General features: G+C 44.3%; 20 protein-coding genes. All 20 read right to left on the bottom strand.

The window, feature by feature from the left end:
* Positions 1-3 precede the first annotated feature (3 nt).
* Positions 4-1305, bottom strand: a complete 1302-nt coding sequence (locus tag AC58QO_RS09065) for a glycoside hydrolase family 28 protein (RefSeq protein WP_497264969.1) — start codon at positions 1303-1305, stop codon at positions 4-6.
* Between the two features lie 77 nt (positions 1306-1382).
* On the bottom strand, positions 1383-2402 hold the full coding sequence (locus AC58QO_RS09060) for a Gfo/Idh/MocA family protein (RefSeq protein ID WP_497264968.1): 1020 nt from the start codon (positions 2400-2402) through the stop codon (positions 1383-1385).
* Positions 2403-2439: 37 nt separating this feature from the next.
* Complete coding sequence (locus AC58QO_RS09055; RefSeq protein ID WP_497264967.1) at positions 2440-3318, bottom strand: carbohydrate ABC transporter permease; 879 nt, start codon at positions 3316-3318, stop codon at positions 2440-2442.
* A gap of 27 nt (positions 3319-3345) precedes the next feature.
* Positions 3346-4302 carry an ABC transporter permease gene (locus AC58QO_RS09050; RefSeq protein ID WP_497264966.1) on the bottom strand — a complete coding sequence of 319 codons (957 nt, stop codon included), beginning with the start codon at positions 4300-4302 and terminating at the stop codon, positions 3346-3348.
* A gap of 79 nt (positions 4303-4381) precedes the next feature.
* Positions 4382-5884 carry an extracellular solute-binding protein gene (locus AC58QO_RS09045; protein ID WP_497264964.1) on the bottom strand — a complete coding sequence of 501 codons (1503 nt, stop codon included), beginning with the start codon at positions 5882-5884 and terminating at the stop codon, positions 4382-4384.
* A 166-nt stretch (positions 5885-6050) separates the two neighbouring features.
* Positions 6051-8075 (bottom strand): glycoside hydrolase family 13 protein, encoded by a 2025-nt coding sequence (locus AC58QO_RS09040; RefSeq protein WP_497264963.1) that lies wholly within the window; start codon positions 8073-8075, stop codon positions 6051-6053.
* Between the two features lie 221 nt (positions 8076-8296).
* A complete protein-coding gene (locus AC58QO_RS09035) occupies positions 8297-9271 on the bottom strand; it encodes a formylglycine-generating enzyme family protein (RefSeq protein WP_497264962.1) in 975 nt (324 codons plus the stop codon).
* A 42-nt stretch (positions 9272-9313) separates the two neighbouring features.
* The gene (locus AC58QO_RS09030) at positions 9314-9850 is read right to left on the bottom strand and encodes a chromate transporter (RefSeq protein WP_497264961.1); all 537 of its coding nucleotides are present in this window, start codon (positions 9848-9850) and stop codon (positions 9314-9316) included.
* Between the two features lie 17 nt (positions 9851-9867).
* Positions 9868-10515 carry a chromate transporter gene (locus AC58QO_RS09025; RefSeq protein WP_497264960.1) on the bottom strand — a complete coding sequence of 216 codons (648 nt, stop codon included), beginning with the start codon at positions 10513-10515 and terminating at the stop codon, positions 9868-9870.
* A gap of 698 nt (positions 10516-11213) precedes the next feature.
* Positions 11214-12059: a glycoside hydrolase family 43 protein gene (locus AC58QO_RS09020; protein WP_497264959.1), complete on the bottom strand. Its 846-nt coding sequence runs from the start codon at positions 12057-12059 to the stop codon at positions 11214-11216.
* A 108-nt stretch (positions 12060-12167) separates the two neighbouring features.
* A complete protein-coding gene (locus AC58QO_RS09015; RefSeq protein ID WP_497264958.1) occupies positions 12168-12923 on the bottom strand; it encodes an MgtC/SapB family protein in 756 nt (251 codons plus the stop codon).
* A complete protein-coding gene (locus tag AC58QO_RS09010; protein WP_497264957.1) occupies positions 12920-15160 on the bottom strand; it encodes a glycoside hydrolase family 88/105 protein in 2241 nt (746 codons plus the stop codon). The genes AC58QO_RS09015 and AC58QO_RS09010 overlap by 4 nt, the downstream gene beginning before the upstream one ends.
* Positions 15161-15174: 14 nt before the next feature.
* On the bottom strand, positions 15175-16923 hold the full coding sequence (locus tag AC58QO_RS09005) for a hypothetical protein (RefSeq protein WP_497264956.1): 1749 nt from the start codon (positions 16921-16923) through the stop codon (positions 15175-15177).
* Complete coding sequence (locus tag AC58QO_RS09000; protein ID WP_497264955.1) at positions 16924-17871, bottom strand: sugar phosphate isomerase/epimerase family protein; 948 nt, start codon at positions 17869-17871, stop codon at positions 16924-16926.
* 98 nt (positions 17872-17969) lie between these two features.
* Positions 17970-18989 (bottom strand): Gfo/Idh/MocA family protein, encoded by a 1020-nt coding sequence (locus AC58QO_RS08995; RefSeq protein ID WP_497264954.1) that lies wholly within the window; start codon positions 18987-18989, stop codon positions 17970-17972.
* A 26-nt stretch (positions 18990-19015) separates the two neighbouring features.
* Positions 19016-20095 carry a Gfo/Idh/MocA family protein gene (locus AC58QO_RS08990; RefSeq protein WP_497264953.1) on the bottom strand — a complete coding sequence of 360 codons (1080 nt, stop codon included), beginning with the start codon at positions 20093-20095 and terminating at the stop codon, positions 19016-19018.
* A 112-nt stretch (positions 20096-20207) separates the two neighbouring features.
* Positions 20208-21878, bottom strand: a complete 1671-nt coding sequence (locus tag AC58QO_RS08985) for a type 2 periplasmic-binding domain-containing protein (protein ID WP_497264952.1) — start codon at positions 21876-21878, stop codon at positions 20208-20210.
* A 64-nt stretch (positions 21879-21942) separates the two neighbouring features.
* Positions 21943-22815, bottom strand: coding sequence for a carbohydrate ABC transporter permease (locus AC58QO_RS08980; RefSeq protein ID WP_497264951.1), 873 nt, complete (start codon positions 22813-22815; stop codon positions 21943-21945).
* Between the two features lie 45 nt (positions 22816-22860).
* A complete protein-coding gene (locus tag AC58QO_RS08975) occupies positions 22861-23790 on the bottom strand; it encodes an ABC transporter permease (RefSeq protein WP_497265450.1) in 930 nt (309 codons plus the stop codon).
* 204 nt (positions 23791-23994) lie between these two features.
* The gene (locus tag AC58QO_RS08970) at positions 23995-25014 is read right to left on the bottom strand and encodes a LacI family DNA-binding transcriptional regulator (RefSeq protein ID WP_497264950.1); all 1020 of its coding nucleotides are present in this window, start codon (positions 25012-25014) and stop codon (positions 23995-23997) included.
* Positions 25015-25081: the final 67 nt, after the last annotated feature.

Raw genomic sequence — 25081 nt, 5'->3', positions numbered from 1 at the left:
TTATCATGATCGTATAATTATCGGTTCCATCCCCTCTGGTACGAGCCGTGAATCTATACGTTTCAACACCAAATTGGTGACATGGTCTGCGTACAGAGTCCCCCGTCCCGGATGACTGACTTGATGTCCACTGCGGATCCGAATATCACTTAAGAGTAAACTATCCACGTGCACAGCTATGAATTGGTAAGGATGTGTTGCGTAATTTACTCGCAAGGGATCGATCTCAACGCGACGGGCTCCCTGAGGCTTGATAGGATTCGTCATGTCATGAGAACCGATAATATTCCAAGTGATATTTCGGAATTGAACATTCTCAATAGCCTGTCCTGAAACTCCTTCGATATAACATCGCCCTTGAGTAGTCAAAATAATATTATCAAAGGAAATGTTTCGAATATACCCTAGCTTGGGTTCTCTATAATATCGCGGAGAAATGTCTATTAGAATTGGGAATTCATTATACGCTTCAACAACCATGTTGCTGAACACCATATTTTCATAGGTGCTTCCATCCTTCATGTAAAGTGCGAGCGCAACATTTGTATTATGTATCATACAATTGGTAAACGTTATATTTCTTATCGACCCCATTGCTTCCGTACCAATTTTCAAGGCAGCATGTCGGGAGCTAAGTATACAATTCGTTACAACAATATTTTCGCATACGTCTCCCTCAGTGCTTTTTATCACGATGCAATCATCACCAGTCTTCATGTTGCAATCGCTAATGATGACGTTTTTACAACCATCAGGATCAATACCGTCCGTATTAATACGATCCATATTAGTAAGAATTGTGACCCCTCTAACCATAACATCCTCACATCGCAGCATATGTAATGTCCAGAAACACGAATACTGCAAGTTAATATCCAGAAACTTTACATTTTTACAGTCACGGAAGAACACCAAAGCCGGACGAAAATTCACTCCAGCAGCTTCTGAGGGAGACAGCGGACTCGCACCACCGCCATCGATGGTTCCTTGCCCGATGATCGCTATGTTCTCCACTTTATCGGCCCAGAGCAAAGCTTGAATCTGACCAGGTAAATTTCCGTATGGCGTCTTGCAAATTTCAGGATATAGCAAGGGATCATCAGCCCCAAGAATAACCGCTCCCATCTCCAAATGAACACATACATTTGAACGCATATGAATTGTTCCGCATAGATAGGTTCCCTGTGGAACAACAACCATGCCACCACCAAGCAGACTGCATGCATCAATGGCTGATTGGATGGCTTCATGATCTAACGTTTGGCCATCGCCAATGGCTCCGAAATTTTTCACATCATATCCCATATCAATCTCCTTCTCATCATGGATTTGATTGCTCTATGAGAATGCGACCCCGCAGATCCATTTTGAGCGTTTTCACATTAATTCTTTCGGAATGAGCCATGTTTCTGAATGAGTTCATTTGTTGCCGTTCTGGCAATACGGGTTGCGATGAGCCCGTCGAGTCCAGTGGGCATATCGCCGGGTAGACCCGTTTCTAATGATGTAGCAAAAGCATCGTACATGCCTTTAAAATTTTTTTCTCTAGTAAATGGGAAACGCGTTGTGCCCGTCGAAGTTCGCATTTCAAAGAGCTTTGATTCACGATCGTATCTGATAACTCCATCCGTTCCAATGAGTTCATAAATAAAATGTGAAACCGGTTCTTTGGCTGTGAAACAATAGGAATAACTGATTTCTAACATCGTATGGACTTCATTGGCATGCGTCATATGGAGATACATATGATCTGGAGCTTCATACTCGTCTACCCACGCTCCTTCAGAATGCTGTAGTTGTACATCGGAATTAAGCCACCATCTTGCAAGGTCTATCTGATGCACACCACAGTCCACCATGGGGCCGCCTTCAATCATTCGATCTACTCGTCTTATGTTTAATTGTGGAGGGACTTGATCATTATTTAAATATTTGCCATGATTATTCCAAATATAGCTTAACCTCAGTGATCGAACTTCACCTATGGTCTTATTTTCAACAATTGTTTTGATTTTTTGAGCAATTGGGCTGAAACGATAATCAAAGGCTGTAAACAACATTAATCCCGCTTCTTCCATAATAGCGATCATCTCTGCCGCTTCTTTATCATCCATGGCCAATGGTTTCTCACATAGAACATGTTTTCCATACCGTGCGGCATCGCGTACATTTTGATAATGAAAGGGTGCTGGAGATGTAATAACGACCGCATCAATGCCTGATTCAAAAAACGCTTCAACATCGCTAAATACTTGAACATTATATTTCTTCTGAAGCTCTTCTTTACGGGAAACAACTGGTTCATAAATAGAAAACAATTCTAATTTTGACGAATTTATTATCGAGGGAATATGCCCGTAATTTGCAACAACTCCGCATCCCATCAAGCCTAACTTAAACATATGCTTCCCTCCTGTGGATCCTACCAATATGTTCTTCCTATTCTTTAACCGAACCCATGAGTACCCCTTTAACAAAATATTTTTGTAAAAATGGATACACCATCAAAATGGGCAGTGTGGCGACCACAATAGCAGCATATTTCAATGTTTCAGGAAAGGCGGTTTTATTGGCATCATCAAGAACCTGACCGTAGCCTGTGGAGTCGCCAATAATGACAAGCTGCCTTAGAACAACCTGCAGCGTCCAATAACGCGAATTATTCATATACATAATTGCCGCGAAAAATTGATTCCAATTTCCAACTGCATAAAATAACGTAAAAGACGCAAGTGCAGGAAGCGACAACGGTAACGCGATTCGGATAAAAATGCCAAAGTTGCTGCAGCCGTCGATTCTCGCTGAGTCTTCGAGTGCTTCTGGAATACTTGCAAAAAAGTTTTTCAAAACAATCAGATTAAACGCAGAGATGGCTCCCGGTAACATTAAAGCCCAAAAGCTATTGATCATTCCCAATTGTTTAACGACTAAATAAGTTGGGATAAGACCACCGCTAAACATCATCGAAAACACGATTAACATCAAAATAGCCCTGCGCGCACGAAAACGCTTCTTCGATAAGGAGTAGCCTAATGTTGAGGTAAATAGCATATTAATGGCTGTCCCTACTACAGTAATAAAGATCGTAAATAATAATGCTCTTACAAACGACGGGGTTGTAAGAATCATATGGTATGACGTAAAGGTAAACTTCTCCGGCCATAAAATAATGCTTTCCGTAAGCACCTGTTTGATTGGTGATAATGATGCAACAATGACATAATAAAAGGGAATGAAGGTTACCAGCGCTACAAAGAACAATATTAGATAGTTTGCACCATCAAAAATCCGACTGCCTATCCCTCTATTTCGAATCATGCTGTAATCCTCCTTATCCTTCCCGCTTCAATAAATTCCATCTTCTCCAGCCTTTTTTACCAACCAATTCGCAACAGCTACAACGATTAGGCTAATGATTGATTTAAATAGACCAACAGCCGTGGAGAAACTCAATTGCCCCTCGACCAATCCCTTTTGATATACAAATGTTTCGAAAACATCTCCCACATTTCGCACCAAACTGTTTAACATGAGGAAAATTTGTTCAAACCCGACATCCATGATGTGACCAAGACGTAGTAGGAACAAAATGATAATCGTGCTGCGAATCGTAGGGAGTGTAATATGCCATAACTGTTTCCAACGGTTCGCTCCGTCCATGACGGCTGCTTCATACAATTGCGGATCGACACCAGCAAGAGCAGCTAAATATATGATGGTGCCCCAGCCCGCTTCTTTCCAGATATCTTGTGAAACAATTAACGTTCGAAAAATGGTCGGTTCAGACAAGAAATTGATGGTTTTTCCACCCATTGCTTCAATAATGTGATTGACTACTCCCCCGCCTGATAATAAGACAAAGGTGATCGAAGCAATAACAACCCAAGATATGAAATGGGGTAAGTAAATGACTGTCTGAATCAGCTTCTTAAAGACTGTTTTGGTTACTTCATGCAGCATTAGGGCAAGAATGATTGGAACTGGAAAGAAAAAGATAAGTTGATAAAAGCTAATCAACAATGTGTTTCTCATTAAATCCCAAAAATGATCATAAGCAAAAAGTTCCTTGAATTGTTTAAAGCCGACCCAATCACTTTTCCAAAACCCCAAAAAAGGACTGAAATCTTGAAATGAAATGAGAATTCCCCACATCGGCAGGTATTTGAATAGAAGAAAATATAATATCCCAGGAATAGCCAACAGATACAGATCCCAATCCTGAAAAAAGAATACAAATCTCCGTTTCGTAGTTGTTTGCGTGTTCGATTGCTTCAAACCGGATTGCTCTGATAATTGGTTCATAGGTTTCGTCCCCCAATGATACTAGTTCTCTTGCCGCACACTATGCGGCAAGAGAAACTGACAGGATGCTGGATTACGGTCATTTTTTGCCCTGCGATTTATAGAACTCATTTGTTTCCTTCGTGATTTGGTCGCCTCCACCCGACTTCCATTTCGCGACAAACTCATCGAAAGCTGTTGCTGGCAGTTGACCCGTAATTATTCTTGTAAAGTAATCGTATCTAAGCTTGTTGTTTATTTCTTCGTTCTTTTGAATCTGCGTTGGTGAAATGTAGGCTGTAATAGGTGGAGCAATTCCCTTATCCTTAACCCGATCAAGTGCATCTCGTTGCACTTTTTGGACATCCGCAGGCGCGCCACTATCCGAATAGCTGTAGACGTCATATGGTGACACCATGATCAATTCCTTCAGGTCATCCTTAATGTACTTCTCATTCGTAGTGAACGTGCCATCTGCATTCTTCGTGTTATGAATACCATCTATACCGTATTTATTGAAATGGTAGCCTTCATCACTTGCTTCCCAGTTCATAATCTCCAATACTTTTTCGACCTTTTCGGGTTTGGCTGAAGCAGGTATGACCCATCCCGCAGCGTTACCGCTACCTGCAAAGTATCCACTAATTCCAGTAGGTCCTACTGGGGGATCGATATAGATAAGCTCTGCCTTCGGATCTACTTTTTTCAGTGCGGCAATGTCTTGTGCGTAATCAATGATATAGCTTTCAAGGAGAATTCCCGCTTTCCCACTTTGCAATTCTTTTCTTGTGTTTCCTTGCTGGACTGGGAAGTCTTTACTTAGTGCTCCTTGCGCGTATAAATTCCGCAAAAATTGAAGAGACTGATTCATTCCTGGTGTAACAAATGAATTTGTTAGCGATCCATCTGCTTCTTTCAACCAACCGTTACCTGTTCCAAATGCAGCAAACAGTGGATTCAGGTTGGATAGTTTAGGATCCGTGGCAATCCCGTATGTATCTGCATTGCCGTCGCCGTCTGGATCATTTTTGGTGAATGCAATGGCGACTTTAGCCAGGTCATCTGTCGTTTTCGGAATGGGCAGATTCAGTTTATCTAGCCAATCCTTGCGAATCAGGACGCCTGTACGCACAATCGGTCTCACTCTCGGGATCATATAGAAATGTCCGTCTACTTTAACATTGTCCCAAATCGATTGCGGGTATTTTTTCAAATTAGGCGCTTTTTCAATATATTTATCTAATTGCATAAATGCACCTTGCTTTAAGTAACCGCTTAACGCCGCGTCTGGGAATGCGTTCCAAACCATCACGTCAGGTATGCTGCCTGAAGCAACAATGGTGTTTTGCTTTGTTGTATAATCATTGATTGGCGTGTCCATAATCGTCAGCTTTACGTTAAACTTCTTTTCTAAAAATTTGATAGCTTCATTATCGTCATGCGTAATTTGGATATTAGCAGATGTGTAAAACATTACGCTCAAGTCCATTGGTGCTTTTGTAGAAGATGAAGCTTTCTCGGCTGATGAACAACCAAGTAGTGAAACTGATAGTAAAGAGGTTGCTGCCAATGCTTGTACCAAGCGTACTTTGTTTTTGGTCAATTTGTTTACCCCCTAAATGTAATAAAGATCAAGAATAACAACTACACGAGATATGAACACGCTTACACGTTTACAATCTAATAGTAAGTCAAAATCTGCCTGTTTTCTAGACACAGAACTGGTGAATAATCATACAAAACTGTCATTGAGAATTTGGTTAAAACACTCATTGCGCGAGGATAGCCCCGTAATGTCCATTCACTGAGACGACAACGGAACCATTTTGAACGGTATATTGTGTTCCTGTAATGAGATCTGTCATTGTACTTCCGTCCACAACACTCAGTTTAGAGACTGGGATCGTAACTGATTTTCGAGCAGAATCGTTGTTTAATGCAACGGCAATCCGATTCGTATTGTCAAATCGACCAAAAGAATACATTTCAGCTGAATCATCCGTCAACAATGTCATAAATGAACCCGTTCTTAAAGCGGGATATTGATTGCGAATCCCAATTAATTGTTGTGTTAAGGATACGGCTGTATTAGAAGTCGTACCTTGTGACCAATCAAATGTACGACGGTTGTCAGGATCAGCTCCACCCTGCATGCCATACTCATCCCCGTAATAAATTGTAGGCGTCCCTACATACGTCATTTGGAAAAATAACGCCAAATACGTTTTCCAGATATCTCCGCCTGCTCTCGTTCCGAATCGGGTAATGTCATGATTGCCCAAATGGTTGCTCATCACCTGCTGCACATTAGTTGGGTAATTGGCACGCGTGCCTAGCAGCCAGCTATCGAACTGAGTGGTTGGAATGGATGCAGTATTATTGCTGTAATCTTTCCCCGTTATCCATTGAGATACAGGTTGAGTAAACCCATCAAAATTCGTCGCTCCGTCCCACTGATCACCGTCCGCAGTCCAAGATGACGCATTCCCCCAATATTCTCCCAAAATATTAGCGTTGGGATTTATGGATTTTACTGCGCTGCGGAATTCCTTCCAAATCGTATGATTGGTGGAATTATTCCCATTTCCTCCATCTTTATCGGCATATTGAGGAGCATCTAATCGCCATCCGTCGATACTGTAAGGTGCTCCTAAATAGGTTTTGGCAACCGAATTGCTATTATTATATAAAGCATTACGAACGGCTGAACCCGTGGCGCCAAAATTCAATTTCGGTAGCCGAGAAGACGTGAGGAAAGTGGAGAATGTTGTCGGCCAAGTTTGGAAATTATAATAATTCGACCAAGTACTCGATTGTGACTCATAAGCTCCCAGTGTCGGCCATTTGTTATACTTATCGAACCATTGATTCGTATCGCCGGTATGATTAAAAACACCATCCAATACTACATACCCTTTGGGGCCGTTCGTTGAGCTGTGGATGTTAGAGATGAGCGTTTGCAGGAGAGCATTCGTTCCGAATGCTGGATCTACCGAATAAAAGTCCTCTGTATCGTATTTATGATTGGTTGGAGCTTGAAAGATCGGGTTCATATAAACGATGTTAGCACCAAGCGTTTGCTTGATATAGGCGAGTTTTTGATTGATTCCGCTCAAATCCCCACCGAAGAACACAAGATTATTACTATAACCAGCCCCTGCAATAACACTGCTCCCCCATGTCTTCTTCTCAGCAAGATTACCATTATACTGATTAGTGCCAGTTTGTACATCATTCGTCGTATCTCCGTTATAGAAACGATCCGGGAATATCTGGTACATAACACCATTCTTTATCCAATCGGGTGTCTTAAAATTGGGGATAATAAAGAAATCCCGATTGGTAGATTCGGTATCCGATGGTCCTTTTGCATCGTACCACACAGTTTTGGAACCATCATTTATCTGAAAATGATAATGTTTGGTCGTACTACTAGCTGGAATGGTTCCCTGCCAAAACTCGTAGATCCCTGTGGCGTCGTTGGATACTTTCGTCATGGCAACCCAATGATAGGTACTGTCCGCCGAATCAAAGTAACGAATATTAGCAGATGTGATATCATTGACGAACGTACGGAATTTCAGAGTAACGCTCTGTGTACTCGTTGGCTCCAGATTATTGTCAAAAACAGGTCCTTGGTCATGAAATAAACCACTCCACATGACATTGTTATCCTGGGCAGCAGCATTCACCACTTTTGCTGACGTAAGACAACTTCCGAATACAGTCAATGTACACAAACAGATGGATAACGCTTTTAGGTGCTTGATGGGACCCGCTTTGCTAATTTTCATGAATAACACTCCTTTCAAAATGAGCCTTCATGTTAACGCTTACACCATCTAGTATAATCGTATTTTGGGATTACTTTACAGTCACAGAACTGTCACGTAATCACTCTAAACTGTCTTTGTGATCTCCCCTCTTATCCAAACCGAGCATTGACAGGACATGCAAAAAGCCTCCCTTTCTAGTAGAAAAGGAGGCTTGTGTTGGACTATTACTTAATCAAACATTACTTAACATCCGCTGCACAACGGAATCCGATATTGCCTGTCGAGCTGTCGGGTGTGTTTTTGCTGCGTGCTGCGACGCGATAGCGATTGCAGTACGAACGGTGGCACAAGTACGAACCGCCGCGAAGGACTCGCGTATCTCCTGCTGGAGGGCCAACAGGGTTGTCCCTTTTGCCCTTCACATGGTAGTTCGGGCTGAACCAATCAGAGCACCACTCCCACACGTTGCCTGCTACGTTATACAAGCCATAGGCATTCGGCTCGAATGCTTGGACAGGTGCAGTGCCCGCGTAGCCGTCACTCTGGTTGTTTTTGTCCGGAAACTTACCTTGCCAAATGTTGCACATATGTCGTCCGCCTGGTTTAAGCTCATCACCCCAAGGGTAGCGCTTCTGAGATAGTCCACCACGCGCGGCGAATTCCCATTCGGCTTCCGTCGGAAGTCGTTTGCCAGCCCATTTGCAATAGGCCATCGCATCCGACCAGGAAACATGAATAACCGGGTGATCCCAGCGGTCCTCGACATGCGAGTCAGGCCCTTCGGGATGCAGCCAATCTGCTCCCTCAACCACCCACCACCACGGAGTTTGCTGAACCGTATTCTTTACACCTTTTGCCGTTGCTTCGGACACGAACAAATGAAAAACGAACGACCAGCCAAAGGACTCAGCCTCCGTTGTGTAATTCGTTGCATCAACAAATTGCTTGAAATCGGCATTCGTTACTGCGCAAGTGTCTATGTAGTAAGATCTTACCGTAACTTCACGTACGGGACCTTCCCCGTCAGCTGGGAAGCCTTCGCGGTTGTCAGTTCCCATAAGGAATTTACCACCAGGAATCAGCACCATGCCATCTTTGCCTTTTGAACTCGCCGCCGTAGGTATCTCTACTGATATTGACACAGCTGAATGAGTCGATGGCTGCTCGGATGACGCACGGCTAGCGGAACAGCAGGTTGGTTTATTCGGTTCCATAACTGGCGTCCTCTCACTTTCGTTCTATCAGATTGCATGCTATTAACTAAATATAGCAATTCCAACCAGCGCCGACAACACAATCGTTGCGAGTGGATGCCATTTGTACTTATGTACAACGAAAAACACGCCAGCTGCGATCAAAACGGTGAATAATACCTGCCAAGTAAATATATGTTGCATTCGGTCCGGAAAGCCAAAATGAATAGCCGCATAGACGATTAATCCCGTTACAACCGGTCTCAAACCATAAAAAGTCGTGTGAACCGCTCGACTTTGAACTATTTTATAAAAAAAAGAAGAAATAATAAGAACAATAACGAGTGACGGTAGAACCATGCCAATTGTTGAGAATACAGCACCTAGAATCCCATCTGCTCGATAGCCAATCAGCGTTGCAGTATTGGTAGCTATGGGACCTGGAGCCATCCCAGCCACAGCCACACTTTGCGCAAAAAGCTCTGTAGACATCCAATCATGCTGCTGGACCTCATGTTGAATGATGGGAATCATCGCATAACCGCCGCCGAAAGACATGAATCCGATTTTCAAAAACGTAATAAAGAGCTCCCATAACATCGACATCCCCACCTTTCTTAAATACCATCCGCGATATAGTAATCGTAGTAGGTATAGCCGTTGTAGGATGTTTGCACAGATTCCTTGCCCTTTTCCAATCTAATTTGGAACCCGAACGTTTCTTTCACTTTGACAAAAACAAATCCGATAAACAAACCAATGAGAACCACAAAGAGCGGATTAATAGGAAGCAGCAATAGGACCGCAACCGTGCCAACTGCCGTTACAAGCGTTGTTTTATCAAAAATAGCCGAGCGCGCCATATTGTATGCAGCCAACACAATGAGACCGATAATTGCGCCATGAATGCCTTTGAATGCGGCTATAACCTTCGGTTCAGACTGCATGAACATCAAGAAAATGCTGAGCGTTAACGCGATCAAAAAAGTGGGGAGGGCTATGCCGATGACGGCTGCCGCTGCTCCTGGTACGCCTGCCTTGCGATAGCCGATAAAGGCCGATGCATTAACGCCAATGCCGCCGGGCGCCGAGCTTGCTATCGCTACGATATCGGATACTTCTTCTTCGGTGAACCATGCTCGTTTTTCTACCACTTCTCTCCCAATGACGGGAATCATCGCATATCCCCCGCCGAACGTGGAAGGTCCGATTTTGAGAAATGTCCAGAATATATCCAAACAAAGATGTAGTTGTTGCTTTCGCATATGGATTCCTCCTTTGCCCATTTGTATGGTCTCTCAATTATACTTCACTTTACTTCAAAATGGAATAAACAATTTCATGATGACCACATGCTCAAAATTTAACCTAGGGAGATCGCCAGGAAATAATACCTTTAATCCGATCGATTCACTTAGTTTAAATCAAATTGATATTAAGTAGGCGAGAAGGTAGGTGATTTTGGGTATTTTGGTTGCTCTACTCAGGTCCAGCTCGGACCTATTGATCCATTGCCCCGATTAGTCGATTTCTTCGACTAGCTCACCCCCTAGAGCCGCTGTCACGCCCAAGTTAGTCGATTTCTTCGACTAACTCATCCCCTAGAGCCGCTGTCGCACCCAAGTTAGTCGATTTTTACGACTAACTCATCCCCTAGAGCCGCTGTCGCACCCAAGTTAGTCGATTTCTTCGACTAACTCAACCCCTAGAGCCGCTGTCGCACCCAAGTTAGTCGAATTCTTCGACTAACTCACCCCCTAGAGCCGCTGTCGCACCCAAGTTAGTCGATTTTTACGACTAACTCAACCATTAGAGCCGCTGACACTACCTAGTTGGTCGATTTCTTCGACTAACTCAATTTTTCCTTCCAATTCCCATTCTCGCAACTAGCCGCATTGCACTTATCCTACGCAAGTACAAAAAGCCAAGCGATGGCACCATTGCTTGGCTTCACTTTGACGATTCACGTCAGGTCAATATGACTTTTCCGCAGTTTCAACACCGAACCATGTCTAGCCCCTCTAGGCACATGCACTTGGCCGATGATATCCTCCCATGTGTTCAGATCAGACGAGCGGAAGGCCCCATAATACTGCTCCTGGAATCCGTCTACGAGTAGAATCCATTCCTTGCTTCCATTTCTCTCCAAAGGATATAGCGTCGGACCCTCCGTAAGCGAAGGGGTTATCAGCTCGGATATACTGGTAACAGTTGGAGTATCATTCGCCTCTTTGGCCACGATGCAGGAACGAATAGCTTTGTTCGCTGTTCTCTTCTCGTTAACGCCGCGTTCATCTTTAAACAACATGAGATAATGATGATCCAAGTCTGTAAGTGTAGCATCTATGACGTTGTAACCTGGATCGAAAAAGAGTTGCGCTTCGGAGAAATCTATAAAATCCGCTGTTGTCACAGACCAGATTCGATGATTTCTCGCTCCTGCTCCAACCGTCGAGGACCATACAATCCGGTGCGCTTTCTTGACGGAATCGTAGAATGCTTCCGGAGCCCACGCATTCTGTGTCAAAGGCAGATGCTCCATGACAGGAATCAGCTTGGCATCCTGCCAGTGAACAAGATCTTGGGACCATGCGTAGCCTAAGCTTTTGCTATTCCAACCATCTGTCCACAGGAGATGGAACTTGCCATCAGCATCTTGCAGGATGAATGGATCGCGCAGCTGCCTTGTTCCTACCGGTGACTCCCAAATCGAGCCTCCACCGTTCAGTTCGCGCCATTCGTAACCATCTTCACTCGCAGCGAGAAACAACTTCTCTTCTTTTTCTGTAAAATAACTGAAAATGTACACATTGCTCATGCTCCTTCGGTGGAATAAATTAGCAGGCTTCTAGACATCTCTGCGCTTAATCTTGAAAAATCCCGCTCTAGCCACATGACTAGAGCGGGATTTGTGTACTTAAGCCGCTTGTTTATGAAAGACAAAATTCGAAGCTTCTATACTGACAACTATGTCCATAGCCGAAATATGCTCATATGCCGCGAGCAGCTTCTCATACTTTCGACATCTTAAGCTAAACACCAAATGCATCACTGGTATACTTCCAGCCTTCTCATCATCACGTGAAAAAGCACTCTCTGACATCATTTTAAGATTAGTCACCTGTATACCCTGTTCTCCAAAGCGAGAGGAAAGTGAGCTCAGGAAGCCAGGTTGTTCATTAATCATAATTTCCACTTCATGTGTACGACGGTGCCTAATAATGTGTTTCTCCAACTTATTCAAGACGTACAGACTGATGAGAACTAAACATGTACAGACGATCGCTCCGGTAATAAAACCTGCACCGACGCTTAGACCAATTGCCGCGACCAGCCACACGGATGCAGCGGTCGTTAATCCTTTAATAACACTGCCGTTTCGTAATATGGCGCCAGCACCCAGAAAACCAATACCGCTGACAACCTGTGCAGCCAAGCGAGAGGGATCAATACGGACATTCGGTTCATTCACAAATTCAGAGAATCCATACTCCGACAGAAGCATAATGGTAGCGGAGCCCAAACAAACTAAGATATGTGTTCGGAAGCCTGCCGCATGATTGTTCCATTCCCTTTCAAGACCAATCAAACCACCAAGAACGACAGCCAATACCATGCGTATGATGAGATCCAAGTGACTGATTTGCCATACACTACTCGCAGCAGTTATCATTGCGTAACCTCAATCGGTGCTGCAAGCCATTGTTTTAATTTGACAACTTCTGAACCCGCAAGCATCATAATGCCAACCCCATGATTGTCATTCTTGACGGTAAGCAGGTCCTTCTTATAATAATCAGCTGTAAATGCATACCTAGAGCCGCTGCAGACGCCATGCACATTGCCCTGAGCATCAATGGCAATGCGTGTCAGCCCGTCCCACGCCTTCAATGCACTCTCGATGAAGCGCTGCGGCTCTTTAAGCCAGCCAAAACGCACACCTCGTGCAAATGAATAAGCGAACATCGCAGTACACGAAGCTTCCTCATACGCATCTGGATCGTTCAATACCTGATGCCACAGACCGCTATCTGCTTGCAGATCTGCATACCCCCCGCACAGATCGTTAAAGAAACCGATTAGCTCTGGTCGGGCTTCATGCGTAGCTGGCAATGCCTCTAAGACCTCTGTCAACGAGAAGAGTGTCCACCCATTGCCACGCCCCCACGGTATTCCCGTTGGCATGCCATATTTAAAGTCAAATACGTGAGACATAATACGCTCTTCCGGCATATACAAATACTTGCGAAATAACAGAAATTGCTTCGCCGCTTCATCAAGTGCTTCACTTAAGCCAGTTATTTTCGCATAGCGGCACAGGAATGGTGTGCTCATGTAAAGATCATCAGCCCACATCGTATTTTCCGAATATTCATCCTGACATATCCGATAAAAAGCGCCGTCTTCCTTGCGTTCCAAGCCATGCTGGATGAAATGTGCGATCCGATCCGCAATGACCATGAATCCTTGATCCTTCTCTTCCTGATAAGCCTCCAACATCGCGGAGCCAAAGGAACCGCAGTTATCCAGCATTTTCATCATAACCAATTGTTGATTGATCGCTGGGAAGCCATACTGCTCACGATCCCATAGGGAATACGCGAACATATCGGTACAGCTTTGAACATGATCCAGAGCATACTGGGTAATGTCAGAACGCTCTAATAAGCGGCCCGTTTGCAACAGTCCATAAATCGTAACACCGAGCGGGTAATCCCATCGCGCATAATTCGTTACATTGCCTACTGTCCATTTATTGCTCAGCATGGCATTCTCATAGTAAGGACGAATCCATGTGTCTGGACGATCCAAGCGCCAATAGGTCTTCTCTTCAGAATTGATGTCCACCGCATATACGCGATCCGTCCGCACCAAATTCTCGTAAGCTAAGGAAACATTGGGAGCCAGCGGTCCTAGATACAACCAAGGATCTTCTGAACCATGTACTTGCAGCGGTGCACTCAACCTGACAGCCTCGCCACCGAATTGTGCTTGTAACCTATATCCCCACGTGATATCTTCACAAACACTCCGGATCACAAGATCATGTTGACCATAGGATAGCTGAACCTCTACCTGAAAATTGCCTTCTTCTCCAACTTCAAGAATTTGCTTGCCATCTAACCACATGGTTAGTGAACCCGCTGTATGCCCGCGCATTAAGACTGCTTCTTGCCCAAAGCTAACCTTGTTCAGCTTCGTCCACGCATACGCCTGCTTGCCTGGCTGGATACCAAACATTCGCTCGCAGGCTGGTTTCGAGTACTCAACCTCGTTCCATGCTAAGGTCGGCAGCCAACTCAAACCGTTATTCGTCTCTGAAGACATCGCATCTGGTAAGGAACGACCCTCGAAAATATCAATGTCAACTGGTATAGAAAACACCCATCCCGCTTGCCCTTGCCGTTCTGCAAACGGAGCAAGAACATTCAGAATGCGTACCTTCGCTTCATCGGAACCGAATAAACAGCCGAAGCCAGCAGCCGTATGCTTAGCTTTGATGAAGAGACGGTTCCAGCCTTTGACGAAGTTTAGATTTAGCTTAACAGTGGCATCCGGTTTGATCTCATCAATGACATTGGAACGATACGTCAATTCATCGTTGAAATAAATCTGAATCGGCCCCAAACAGTTAAGCAAGACATCCAGATTACGCTCACCATCACTCCATACTAAGGCATAGGCATAAGAAAATTGACCGGGCTTTGCCTCAGGAAATCTGCGACCTAAATCGAGATTGAACATCCCTTTTTTATCTTGCAGAATACCTGCTCGGCTAAAAGCGCGAAACGCGAACGGAACAGGTGGATTAGCACCAATGTAACGATCAGCAAGTACTTTCAATGTTCGCTTATCGTCATTCCCTAAACGGGTTTGTATACTCTCTTGTTCATTAAAATAGATCGTCATAGCAAACTTCCTTTCTACAGTAGACGGATCTTGAATGTCCGATCATAAGGTGTAACCAAGTTGACATGAACATACTGGCAGCCAGATGGATGCTGATCCTCACGAACAATTGGCAGGATATGTTCAAAGGCGCCAGAGGATATTTCAATCACATCTCCGTCGACCTCATACGTCATTTCACCGCTTTTAAAGAAGTACCTTCCATCTTCAACTGCCATCAAATCACTTCCACTCAACGTACCTTCATTGCCAAAAATGAAGGTCAATTGCGTGAAGACATCTTCACGCTCGTCTGAAGATACGTGAATCGTCCATTCGGACTCTCCTTGCGTAATTTCCGCTTGCAGCTCAAGCTTTTGCAGATGAGTCATAGGGCGATGCTGATGTGGGAGCAAATACCATGGGCTAAGCGTCGAGCCTTCCAATGAGGCAGGCAGCAAATGACGCGGGATTGGGCCGTTGTAGCCTTTCTCCAGCACACTTGTCAGCTTATAAACGCCATCGTTCGCCCTCAGATCTGCGAACTTTACAATGCCAGGCGAGAACGAAGTTGATAGCTTGACACCAAGCAGCCTTGCTTTCCCATGGCGAAGTGAGAAGAAGGACGGTGTCTGTGACATGATCGTGACACTTTGATCCAGTTCACGGATTCGAACGAGCGAAGCTCCGAAAGTGAGATGCATGCTGCTATGCTGGATTTGCATGTGATGGCCAACCTCATCGATTTGCTGCAAATGTTCCTTGATCGGATGCTGTGCATTTAACATTTTCACATACCGATCAAGCAGCGGTGCTCGTTCCAACTGCGAAATATCTGCTTCCGGGTACACAAGCATATTCATCAGAGGATGGTTGTTCACACCTTCATGGAAGCCTGTGATGAAGGATCCCGCATAATCGGCCATAGCGGCAAATACTGGGTCTTTATCATACGCCGCCATTAAGCGGTAAACCGGAAAGTAGTTCGCCATCGTAGCCGTCTGACCGAAATCTTGTCGACCAGAGTAATCCGTGACAACTTCGCCTGACGGGTGAATTAAGTACATCATCATACGTAGATTGCTACGTACACTTTCGATTAGTTCAGGTCGGTTCATCAAACGTCCCGTATGATAGAGCGCAATATCGCTAACCGCGTTGTAAATCCCATTGCTGCGCTCTGTCCATTCACCATCCTCGGTGATGTCCAAGCCTTCAGCCAGCCAGTCTTCCGCTCGTGCCAAAAGCTCAGGCAACGGAAAAATTTCATACAGTAAACAAAGTGCAGCGGTAATGACCCAACGATGATTCGGTGTATGACAACCGCCAGTCAACATGGCTGGAATCGTGCGCTCGAGGAAGAGCTTCAGTTTAGCCACGAGAGGAGCTGCTTCTGCCCAATCGTGCTTGTTCAGCAGTTGATACATCTGTGTTACGCCACCTACTACGAACGCCGTATCAGGAGGAGAATTATAATTCGTTGAACCCAGTGAGATCGTACCGTCTGCGTGCTGTCTATTCAGCATGAAAGCAACGGCTTTATCCAACGCGTTCAAAAGAAAGTTATCATGATAGTAACGAGAATCCGGATTTACTAAAGCTGACGTCCACCCAGCGATCATACGCGGCGTGCTCATGTGATTAGCTCGGGCAATGCCCGTTTCATCCTGAATGCCGCCGTAATATTTGGATTGAGGATCAAGAATCTGCTTTAACAGCGTAGCTTCCGTCAGTTCATCATTCAGGGTTACTAAGCGATTATAAATAGCGTCCACGTAGGTCACCTACCCTTTCCTAGCTGCTATTTTACTGGTGATAAGGTTGTGACTTTCATGAATCTCATTAGGCTCACACAGCGCTTTCAGCTCATATACTTTGACTTTGGCATAATCAATGGCTTCAAGGAAATGATCGAAATAGTGCATATCCTTACTGTGAACATAAGGACACCAGTGGTCGGCAAGTTCCAGCGTTTCATGGATGTGAACGCCATAAATATATTTCTTCACTTCTTGCAGTTCTTTGAGATTGTCGTACAAGCCCATTCTATCCATCATCATCGCGTGGCCGATATCGTACCATAAGTACACGGGGCTGCCTGCCAGGTTTTCGCAAATCGTCTTGGCTTCCATCAAGGAAGGCATCTGATACGATCTGGAGCGAGTTTCAATGCCGATCGCGACATTCCAGCCTTTTTTGGCTGCATGCTCGCTTACAATCTCCAAGCTTTCTTGAATCCTTTGCGTATACAGCGGGCTCAAGCGATCCCGTCTTTCGATCATGACACTCCAAAGTTTCTGATACTCTGGTGAATCCTTTCCGTGATCTCTATAGAGCTTCTTTAAATCGATATCAATGTTATAGTCAAAAGGCACTTCACCTGGATGTACAACCACCGCTTTGGCTCCATAGCGATTCGCATATTCCATGGATCGAATAAGCAGCTCTACGGAACGCTTACGCTTCGCCTCGTCATCAAAGCCGAGCATCACGGAATCTGTATCATAATCCTTGTCATTGATGAACGGGAACACGTTGTGTACGCTGGATACGCCGATTTCACCTTTTTCAATCATGGGTTCAATCGTTGTCATCATCTCTTCAGTCACATTATAGTTAAGCTCGACATTACGAAAGCCCAGCGCTTTAATTTCCTCAATCATGCCCCGTCCTACGGTATGCTTCTTGATATTCCAACAAGTTGAAAAAGAATATTCCCCTTTATCGATCATGTCTCTTCCTCCTAAATATTCTTCATCTATGAAAGAAAGGTCAGAATTCCCTTACTTCATTGAAGGGGATGCTCTGGCCTTTCCTTAGGGAAACTGTGTTATTCTGAAAGGTCAATCAGCTTAATAGCAGCACCATAACGGGCTGACAAGGTCGATGCTTCCATCAATTGAGTCAAATCATAGGCGAGCTCAATGTTCTCTGTAGCAGTCGTTCCATGCTGAATATGGGATACCCATTGCTCAAAGGCAGACGGCAGTTTTGGTAAATCCGTTACGACTTGCCAGCCTGTTGCCGCTTCACCTGCCATTTTGGAGCTGCGAATGCATAATTTATCATCCGTTCGGGCATACATAAGATTCCCTTCTGTTCCCTGGACTTCAATATCAAATTGGGAGTAGCTGTTCACAAAACTAGCTTCAACAATACCTAATGCCCCATTGGGATACCGTAGAGTGGCTACTGCGCTATCTTCAACTTCTCGTTCCGTTATATAACCGAAGCTGGCACTAACGCTTTCTGGTAATCCGAGAAATAATCGTGTCAAGTACATCGGGTGACAACCAAGATCCATGAGGGCTCCACCACCGGTTTGTTCTAAGTTGAAGAAGTGGGATGGTAGTGCACCGTCAGGATTCTTCTCTGTTCGCAGCGCACCGTTATGAGCAAGTCGGATACGAACGGTTGTTAAAGTTCCTAGGAGTCCTTCACGGATAAAAGATAAAGCCGCTTGTGCAAAGCCCATGTATAAACGCGGTAAAGATACTGTTAGCTTAACCCCTGTTTCCTCAACAACAGCTAATATTTCCCGGCATTCTTTTGTGGTGGTAGCCACGACTTTTTCAGTGAATATATGCTTCCCGACTCTCGCAGCTGCGATAATCACTTCATGGTGTCTATTCGTCGGTGTACCCACGATCACAGCATCAATTTCAGGATTGCTCATTAGCTCATCTAAGTTAGCGTAAAAGGGAACCCCGAGTTCCTCGGCCTTTTCTCGTCCTCGTTGCTGGTCTTCATCCCAAACCGCAACAATTTCGGTCTCTGCGTGTTCGGCAGCTAGACGTGCATAATCTTTGGCATGAACGTGCCAATAGCTCAACATCGCTACTTTAATCATGGTTGTACTGCCTCTTTTCCGATGTTTTAGTCAAAATAGACAGCTTTTCCAGTTCTATTCGATTCATAGATCGCTTCTAGAATTTCAGAAACGACACATGATTGTTCTGGCGTTACAATAGGGTCTGTATCATTGATAATGGCATTAATCCACAACCGAATTTCTTTATCCTGCATTGTTTCTTTCTTACCTTCGTAAAAATCAGCGCCTTTGGCCTCAAACTGCATCTGGTTGACATACAGACGGCTATGCTTCTCTCCGTTGATGCGCAAGCCATCCTGCATATCAGCGCCGCCTTCTGTACCGCATAGCGTACTTTTCGCTTCCTTCGTATCCAGCGTATTGAGTGCCCAGCTAGCTTCCACCATCACAGTTGCGCCATTCTTCATGACGATCATTGCGAATGCGGAATCTTCCACTTTAAATTTCGCTGGATCCCATGGACCCCAAGAATTTGCAGCATTTTCTTTGCGTGATAGTTTATGATAAGCGGTGCCCAGCACCACCTTAGGTTCATAGTTATTCATTAACCACAGCGTTAAATCGAGTGCATGTGTACCAATATCAATCAGCGGCCCGCCGCCTTGTTTCTCTTCATCTAAGAAAACTCCCCAAGTGGGAACACCGCGTCTGCGAATGGCATGTGCTTTGGCAAAATAAATTTCTCCTAAATCTCCCTCTTCAATAACTCGTTTCAAATGTTGACTGTCCGCGCGGAAACGATTGTTATAGCCAATCGTTAATTTCTTACCTGAACGTTTTGCTGTTTCCACCATCCGACGAGCATCAGCTGCTGTTTTCGCCATCGGTTTTTCACACATCACATGTTTGCCTGCTTCCAAAGCAGCAATCGAGATTTCAGCATGTGTATCATTCGGCGTACAGATGTGAACGACATCAATCGTTGGATCCGCAAGTAATTCGCGATAATCGTCGTATACCTTGGCACCAGGTGCGCCAAATTTCTCTGCTGCTTTATGTGCACTTGCAGGAAAAATATCAAAAAAACCGATAATTTCGACTTGCTCAATTTTGCTCAAGCTAGGCAAATGTTTCCCTGTTGCAATTCCGCCACATCCGATGATAGCTACTTTTACTTTGTTCACTGTTGGTTCCTCCCATGATGAAAGCTGCTTATTTAAAGAAGATGCTGGACATCGAGAAGCTGCCTGCACACGCAGGCAGCCCTATTCAATATCCAGCTTCTCTAAGGTACGATTACTTCACAAACTCCAATTGTTGTTTTACGATTTCTTTCGCATCTTTAGCTAAGAAAGCTGTATTTTTATTCTCTGTGTACCATTTGTTCATGAATTCTTCAAGCTGTTTGCCGCCTGCTTTATCCCAAGCCGCTTTTGAATCGCTAATCGCTTGATCTGCCGAGTATTTAGCACCGCTAAGGATGGCCTTCACGAAGAAATCGTTTTTCTCTTTAAGAATGGTTGTATTAATAACGTTAAGATCGGCAGGGAACACAGGCATATGATCCCCTAGTGCAATACCTGGATACTCTCTTGCTGGATCAAAGTAAATCTTCTGAGCAGCTTGGAACAATTGCAAGTATGCTTTCTGTTCAGGCAACAAATCAGGATTTGAAAGAGGAGCCAAGACATAATTACATTTATCAACACCAGATGAGAAGAACATGGAGTAATCCAAAGCGTAAGCAACTTCATTTTTGGACTTTTCTGGATCAATAACTTGCGGACAACCGTTTGCTGCTTTCTTCCAGTGAGTTCCTTCGTCGCCGAAGATCATTTTACGCGCATTTTCCGGCTTCATCATGAAGTCAAGATAGCGGCCTACCGCTTCTGGGTCCTTCGCCTTGGCATTCACAACCGTTGTCATTTGAACCGGGTTATCAAATGCACCAGTGAATGTTCCCATTGGTGATTTCGGATAGCCTAATGGCGCAACTTCCCCAGTAGGGTTGTTCTTTTTGAAAGTAGTTAAATCAAGGTCCTGGGAAAATTTAACGAAAATCCCCATTTTGCCATTCAGGAAGTCTTGCTTAGCCTTATTGCCGTCTTTATCATTAATATAATCCTTGTCTACGATGCCAGCATCATAGAGACTCTTCTTGAATGTGAGGGAAGCCTGTTCTTTGTCCCATGCACGAACAACCTTGCCGTCCTTAATATCCCAAGCCAATAGCGTGGCAGATGAATTCTCACCGAAAATTTCATTGATGGCTTGCTCCGAATAAGTACTCATATTCATGCCGTACGTATCTTTCTTGCCATTGCCATCTGGATCTTGCTCAACAAACGCCTTCGCCACCGTATATAATTCTTCCGTTGTTGTCGGCATGTTGAGATTCAGCTTTTTCAACCAGTCCGTACGAATGTAAAGGACATGTGCTGCTACCGCTTCTTTTACTTTACCAATCTCGTACAACTTGCCATCTGGTTTTGTACCTGCTTTTTTCAACTGTGGATATTGGGTAAGTAATTTCTGATATTCAGGCATATATTGCAAGATGTTATCGATCGGCATCAATTGTTTTTGATCATACAAACTGCCTCTGAATGGCGTATTATACTCGTTGATGATATCAGGGGCAGAACCGGAAGCAAACAGAACATTCAATTTTTTCGTAGAATCACTGCGTAGGATTGGGACTTGCTTTACATTGGCTGGTCCACTTGTGTTAATGAACTTGGTCCAGCGGTTCTCTTCATAGGTACCTTCCGAAGCCGGTACGCCTCCACGATCATAAATGGTGACCGAAACATCTCCGCGTTTAGCTGGTGTTGCCGCGGCAGGCTTGGTTGAAGCGGCTGGTGCTGTTGAAGCTTCTTCTTTTTTGTCGCTGCTGCAACCTACTAATGTTGCCCCTAATGCTACTACTCCGACTGACATTCCAAGCCATAACTTCTTGTTTTCCATGTGCATTTTCCCCCTACAAATTTTTTTATAGTAACGTTTTTGAGAAACGGGAACACCTGTTTTATTACCCTTTGACCGATCCAAGCATAACTCCCTTAACAAAATACTTTTGCAAGAATGGATAAACGACCAACATCGGTACAACCATGACGACTACACCGACAGCTTTCACCATCTCGGTAGCAACTGTTTGTTGTTCCTGCAAATTTAGCGTAGGAGAGTTCAACAAGTCGTTTTTCTGCAGCATCCCTTGGACAACTACAGTTAAGTTCAACATCTCACTTTTATTGATGTACATGAGCACGTTCATAAACGAATTCCAGAAGCCAATTCCATAGAATAACGCAAGCGTAGCCAGCATGGGAAGTGAGAGCGGTAAGATGACCCGGATTAGCAGTGAAGTATCATTACAGCCATCAATCCGTGCAGCTTCCTGCACTTCAGATGGAATATTCTCGAAATAACTTTTCATTAGCAGCATGTTGTAAGTACTGATGAATCCGGAAAGCCATAATGCCCAGTAGGTATCAATCAAGTGCATGTTCTTAATCACGAGATAGGTGGGAATCAAGCCTCCCGAGAACAGCATGGTGAACACCATACCTAGAACCAAATAGCGTCGAGCAAACAGATATGATCTAGATAATGGATAAGCAGCTAATATGGTACCTAATAAACTTAACCCCACTCCAATCACCGTGATGATTACACTATTTTTGAAAGCGCTCCAAGCAGGGCTGGCAAGGAAGAAGATTTTATAGGCTGTGAACTCTAAACCCACAGGCCAGAAGAAGACATGACCTGATTCAACAGCCGATCGCTCACTCAGAGAAAGAGCTATGATATGAATGAATGGCAGAATACAAGTTAGGGCGATTAATGCGAGTACGAAATAATTGATGGCATAAAATATTTTTTCTCCGTTTGTCGCTTTCATACAAATCCTCCTTCCACGGATGTTGCACTTGATGTATACATGATGCTAGAAGAGAGCCTGATCGAATTTTCTAGCGATGCGATTAGCTATAAGCACTAGACTACAACTGATGATAGATTCAAAGAATCCCATTGCTGTTGTTAAACTAAACTGTGCATTGCCCAAACCAATTTTATAAATATAAGTACTGATGACTTCTGACACATCCGAAACTCCAGCGTTCTGTAGGTTATAGACTTGGTCAAAGCCTACTTCCATAATCTTACCCATCGCTAAGATGAGCAGTAAGATGATCGTGTGACGAATGCCTGGGATGGTTACGTGCCACATTTGACGCCATTTTGTAGCTCCATCCATAGCAGCCGATTCGTAAAGCGAAGGGTCAATGGTCGTTAGAGCAGCTAAGTAAATGATCGTACTAAAACCCATTTCCTTCCAAATTCCAGATCCAACAAAGATGGTTAACCATGATTTGGACTCGTAGAGGAAGTTAATCGGTTCAATTCCAAATAAGGCAAGCACCTTATTAATTGAACCATAATCCGTTGCGAATAGGGACAACACGATCCCGGAAACAATAACCCAGGAGAAGAAATGCGGTAGATAGACAATCGTTTGCACCCATCGTTTGAACCAAGATTTCCTAACCTCATTCAGTAAAATAGCAAGGAATATCGGCATTGGGAATCCAAATATCAAACTTAGAAAGCTCAACCAAAACGTATTCCACAAAATTTGGAGCGTATTGGAGCTTGAGAATAATAACTTGAAGTTTTTCAGTCCAACCCAAGGACTGTTTAAAATTCCATCTGCAAAATTGTAGTTTTTGAAAGCGATAACAAGTCCGCCCATAGGCCAGTATTTGAATAGAATATAGTAAGCAATAACAGGAACCAGCATGATAAACAAAGGAATGTTCTGCTTCAGCCTTCTTCGTCGTTTTAGTCGCAAGGCATCTAATTCACTTTGAGTCATCTGGATGTCAGGAGTTTTAATAATATTCCCATTCATGTTTGCTTCACTCCTTTGCTTTAATCTTATAACCCTATAATATAAGTTTTCATAGGAAAAACCCTTAAAATATTATAGGAGAAACTATAAATTCATTGGGTCATTTCTAGTGGATTTTTCCATGAAAAAAACTGCTACCCATGGAATGGGAGCAGTTTTTTGTTCGTACTATTCTCGGTTTACCGGAGCAGCTGTAGATTGCCTGATGACGAGCTCCGGGCGCATAACGACGCGTTGCTTGGCTTGCGATTTCTTCTTCAGCTCCAGAATAAGCAGATCAACCACTTGCTTGCCCATGGGCTCAATCGGCTGTGCAATTGTCGTTAGCGGCGGATCCGTAACAGAAGCTAGAATCGTATTATCGAAGCCGATCACGGAGATATCTTCAGGAACACGAAGCTTTAATTGCTTCGCAGCCTGCAAGGCGCCAATAGCTAGCATATCATTGCAGCAGAAAAGTGCGGTCGGCCTTTCGGCGGCAGGCTTCTCTAGAAGTTCAATGGCTTCACGTTTGCCGTCCTCTACTGTGTATCGACAATGACGCACTCGTGCTTCGGGCAGCTGAATGTCGGCTTCCTCCACTGTTGTAATGAAGCCTCTGACCCGTTCACGGCTGCTGGTGACTTTGGCGTGTTCCGCAAGGATCGCCATGTGTGTATGACCTAGTTCCAACAGATGCTTAGCGGCTAGTGTGCCTCCAACAAAATCGTCAACAACGACGGTATGCACAGCGAAATCCGGCATCTCTCTGGCAATCATGACAACAGGAATCGCACGCTCCATGAGTGGAGTGAACATATCCTTATTATCTATCCCCGTACCGATAATCATGCCGTCCACGCTTTTCTGCTGGAGTAAGGACAGATATCGTTCTACGCGTTCGTCTTTATTATCCGTGCTGCATATGACAAGACTGTATCCCAAATTGTGACCTTGATCCTCAACAGCTCTTGCGATCTCTGCAAAGAACGGATTAGATATATCAGGGACTAGCAGTCCTAACGTATATGTCTTTTTACCCGTAAGTGCAGAAGCGATAACACTAGGCTGATAATTGAGCTTCTCCATCACTTTCAGAATTTCAGTGCGCCGTTCTTCACTTATTTTCCCTTTACCGTTCATGACTTGGGAAACCGCCGCAATCGATACACCGGCTTCTCTGGCCACATCGTAAATGGTTGCCTTCATCCTACTACCCCATTTTTCTTGAAGAATACAGTTATTCCCCCATTATGACGGGGCTATCGGGAACTTG

It is taken from the genome of Paenibacillus sp. J31R30 (assembly GCF_059692115.1).
The sequence above is the reverse complement of the archived record's forward strand: the minus strand, read 5'-3'. Positions and strand labels throughout refer to the sequence as shown.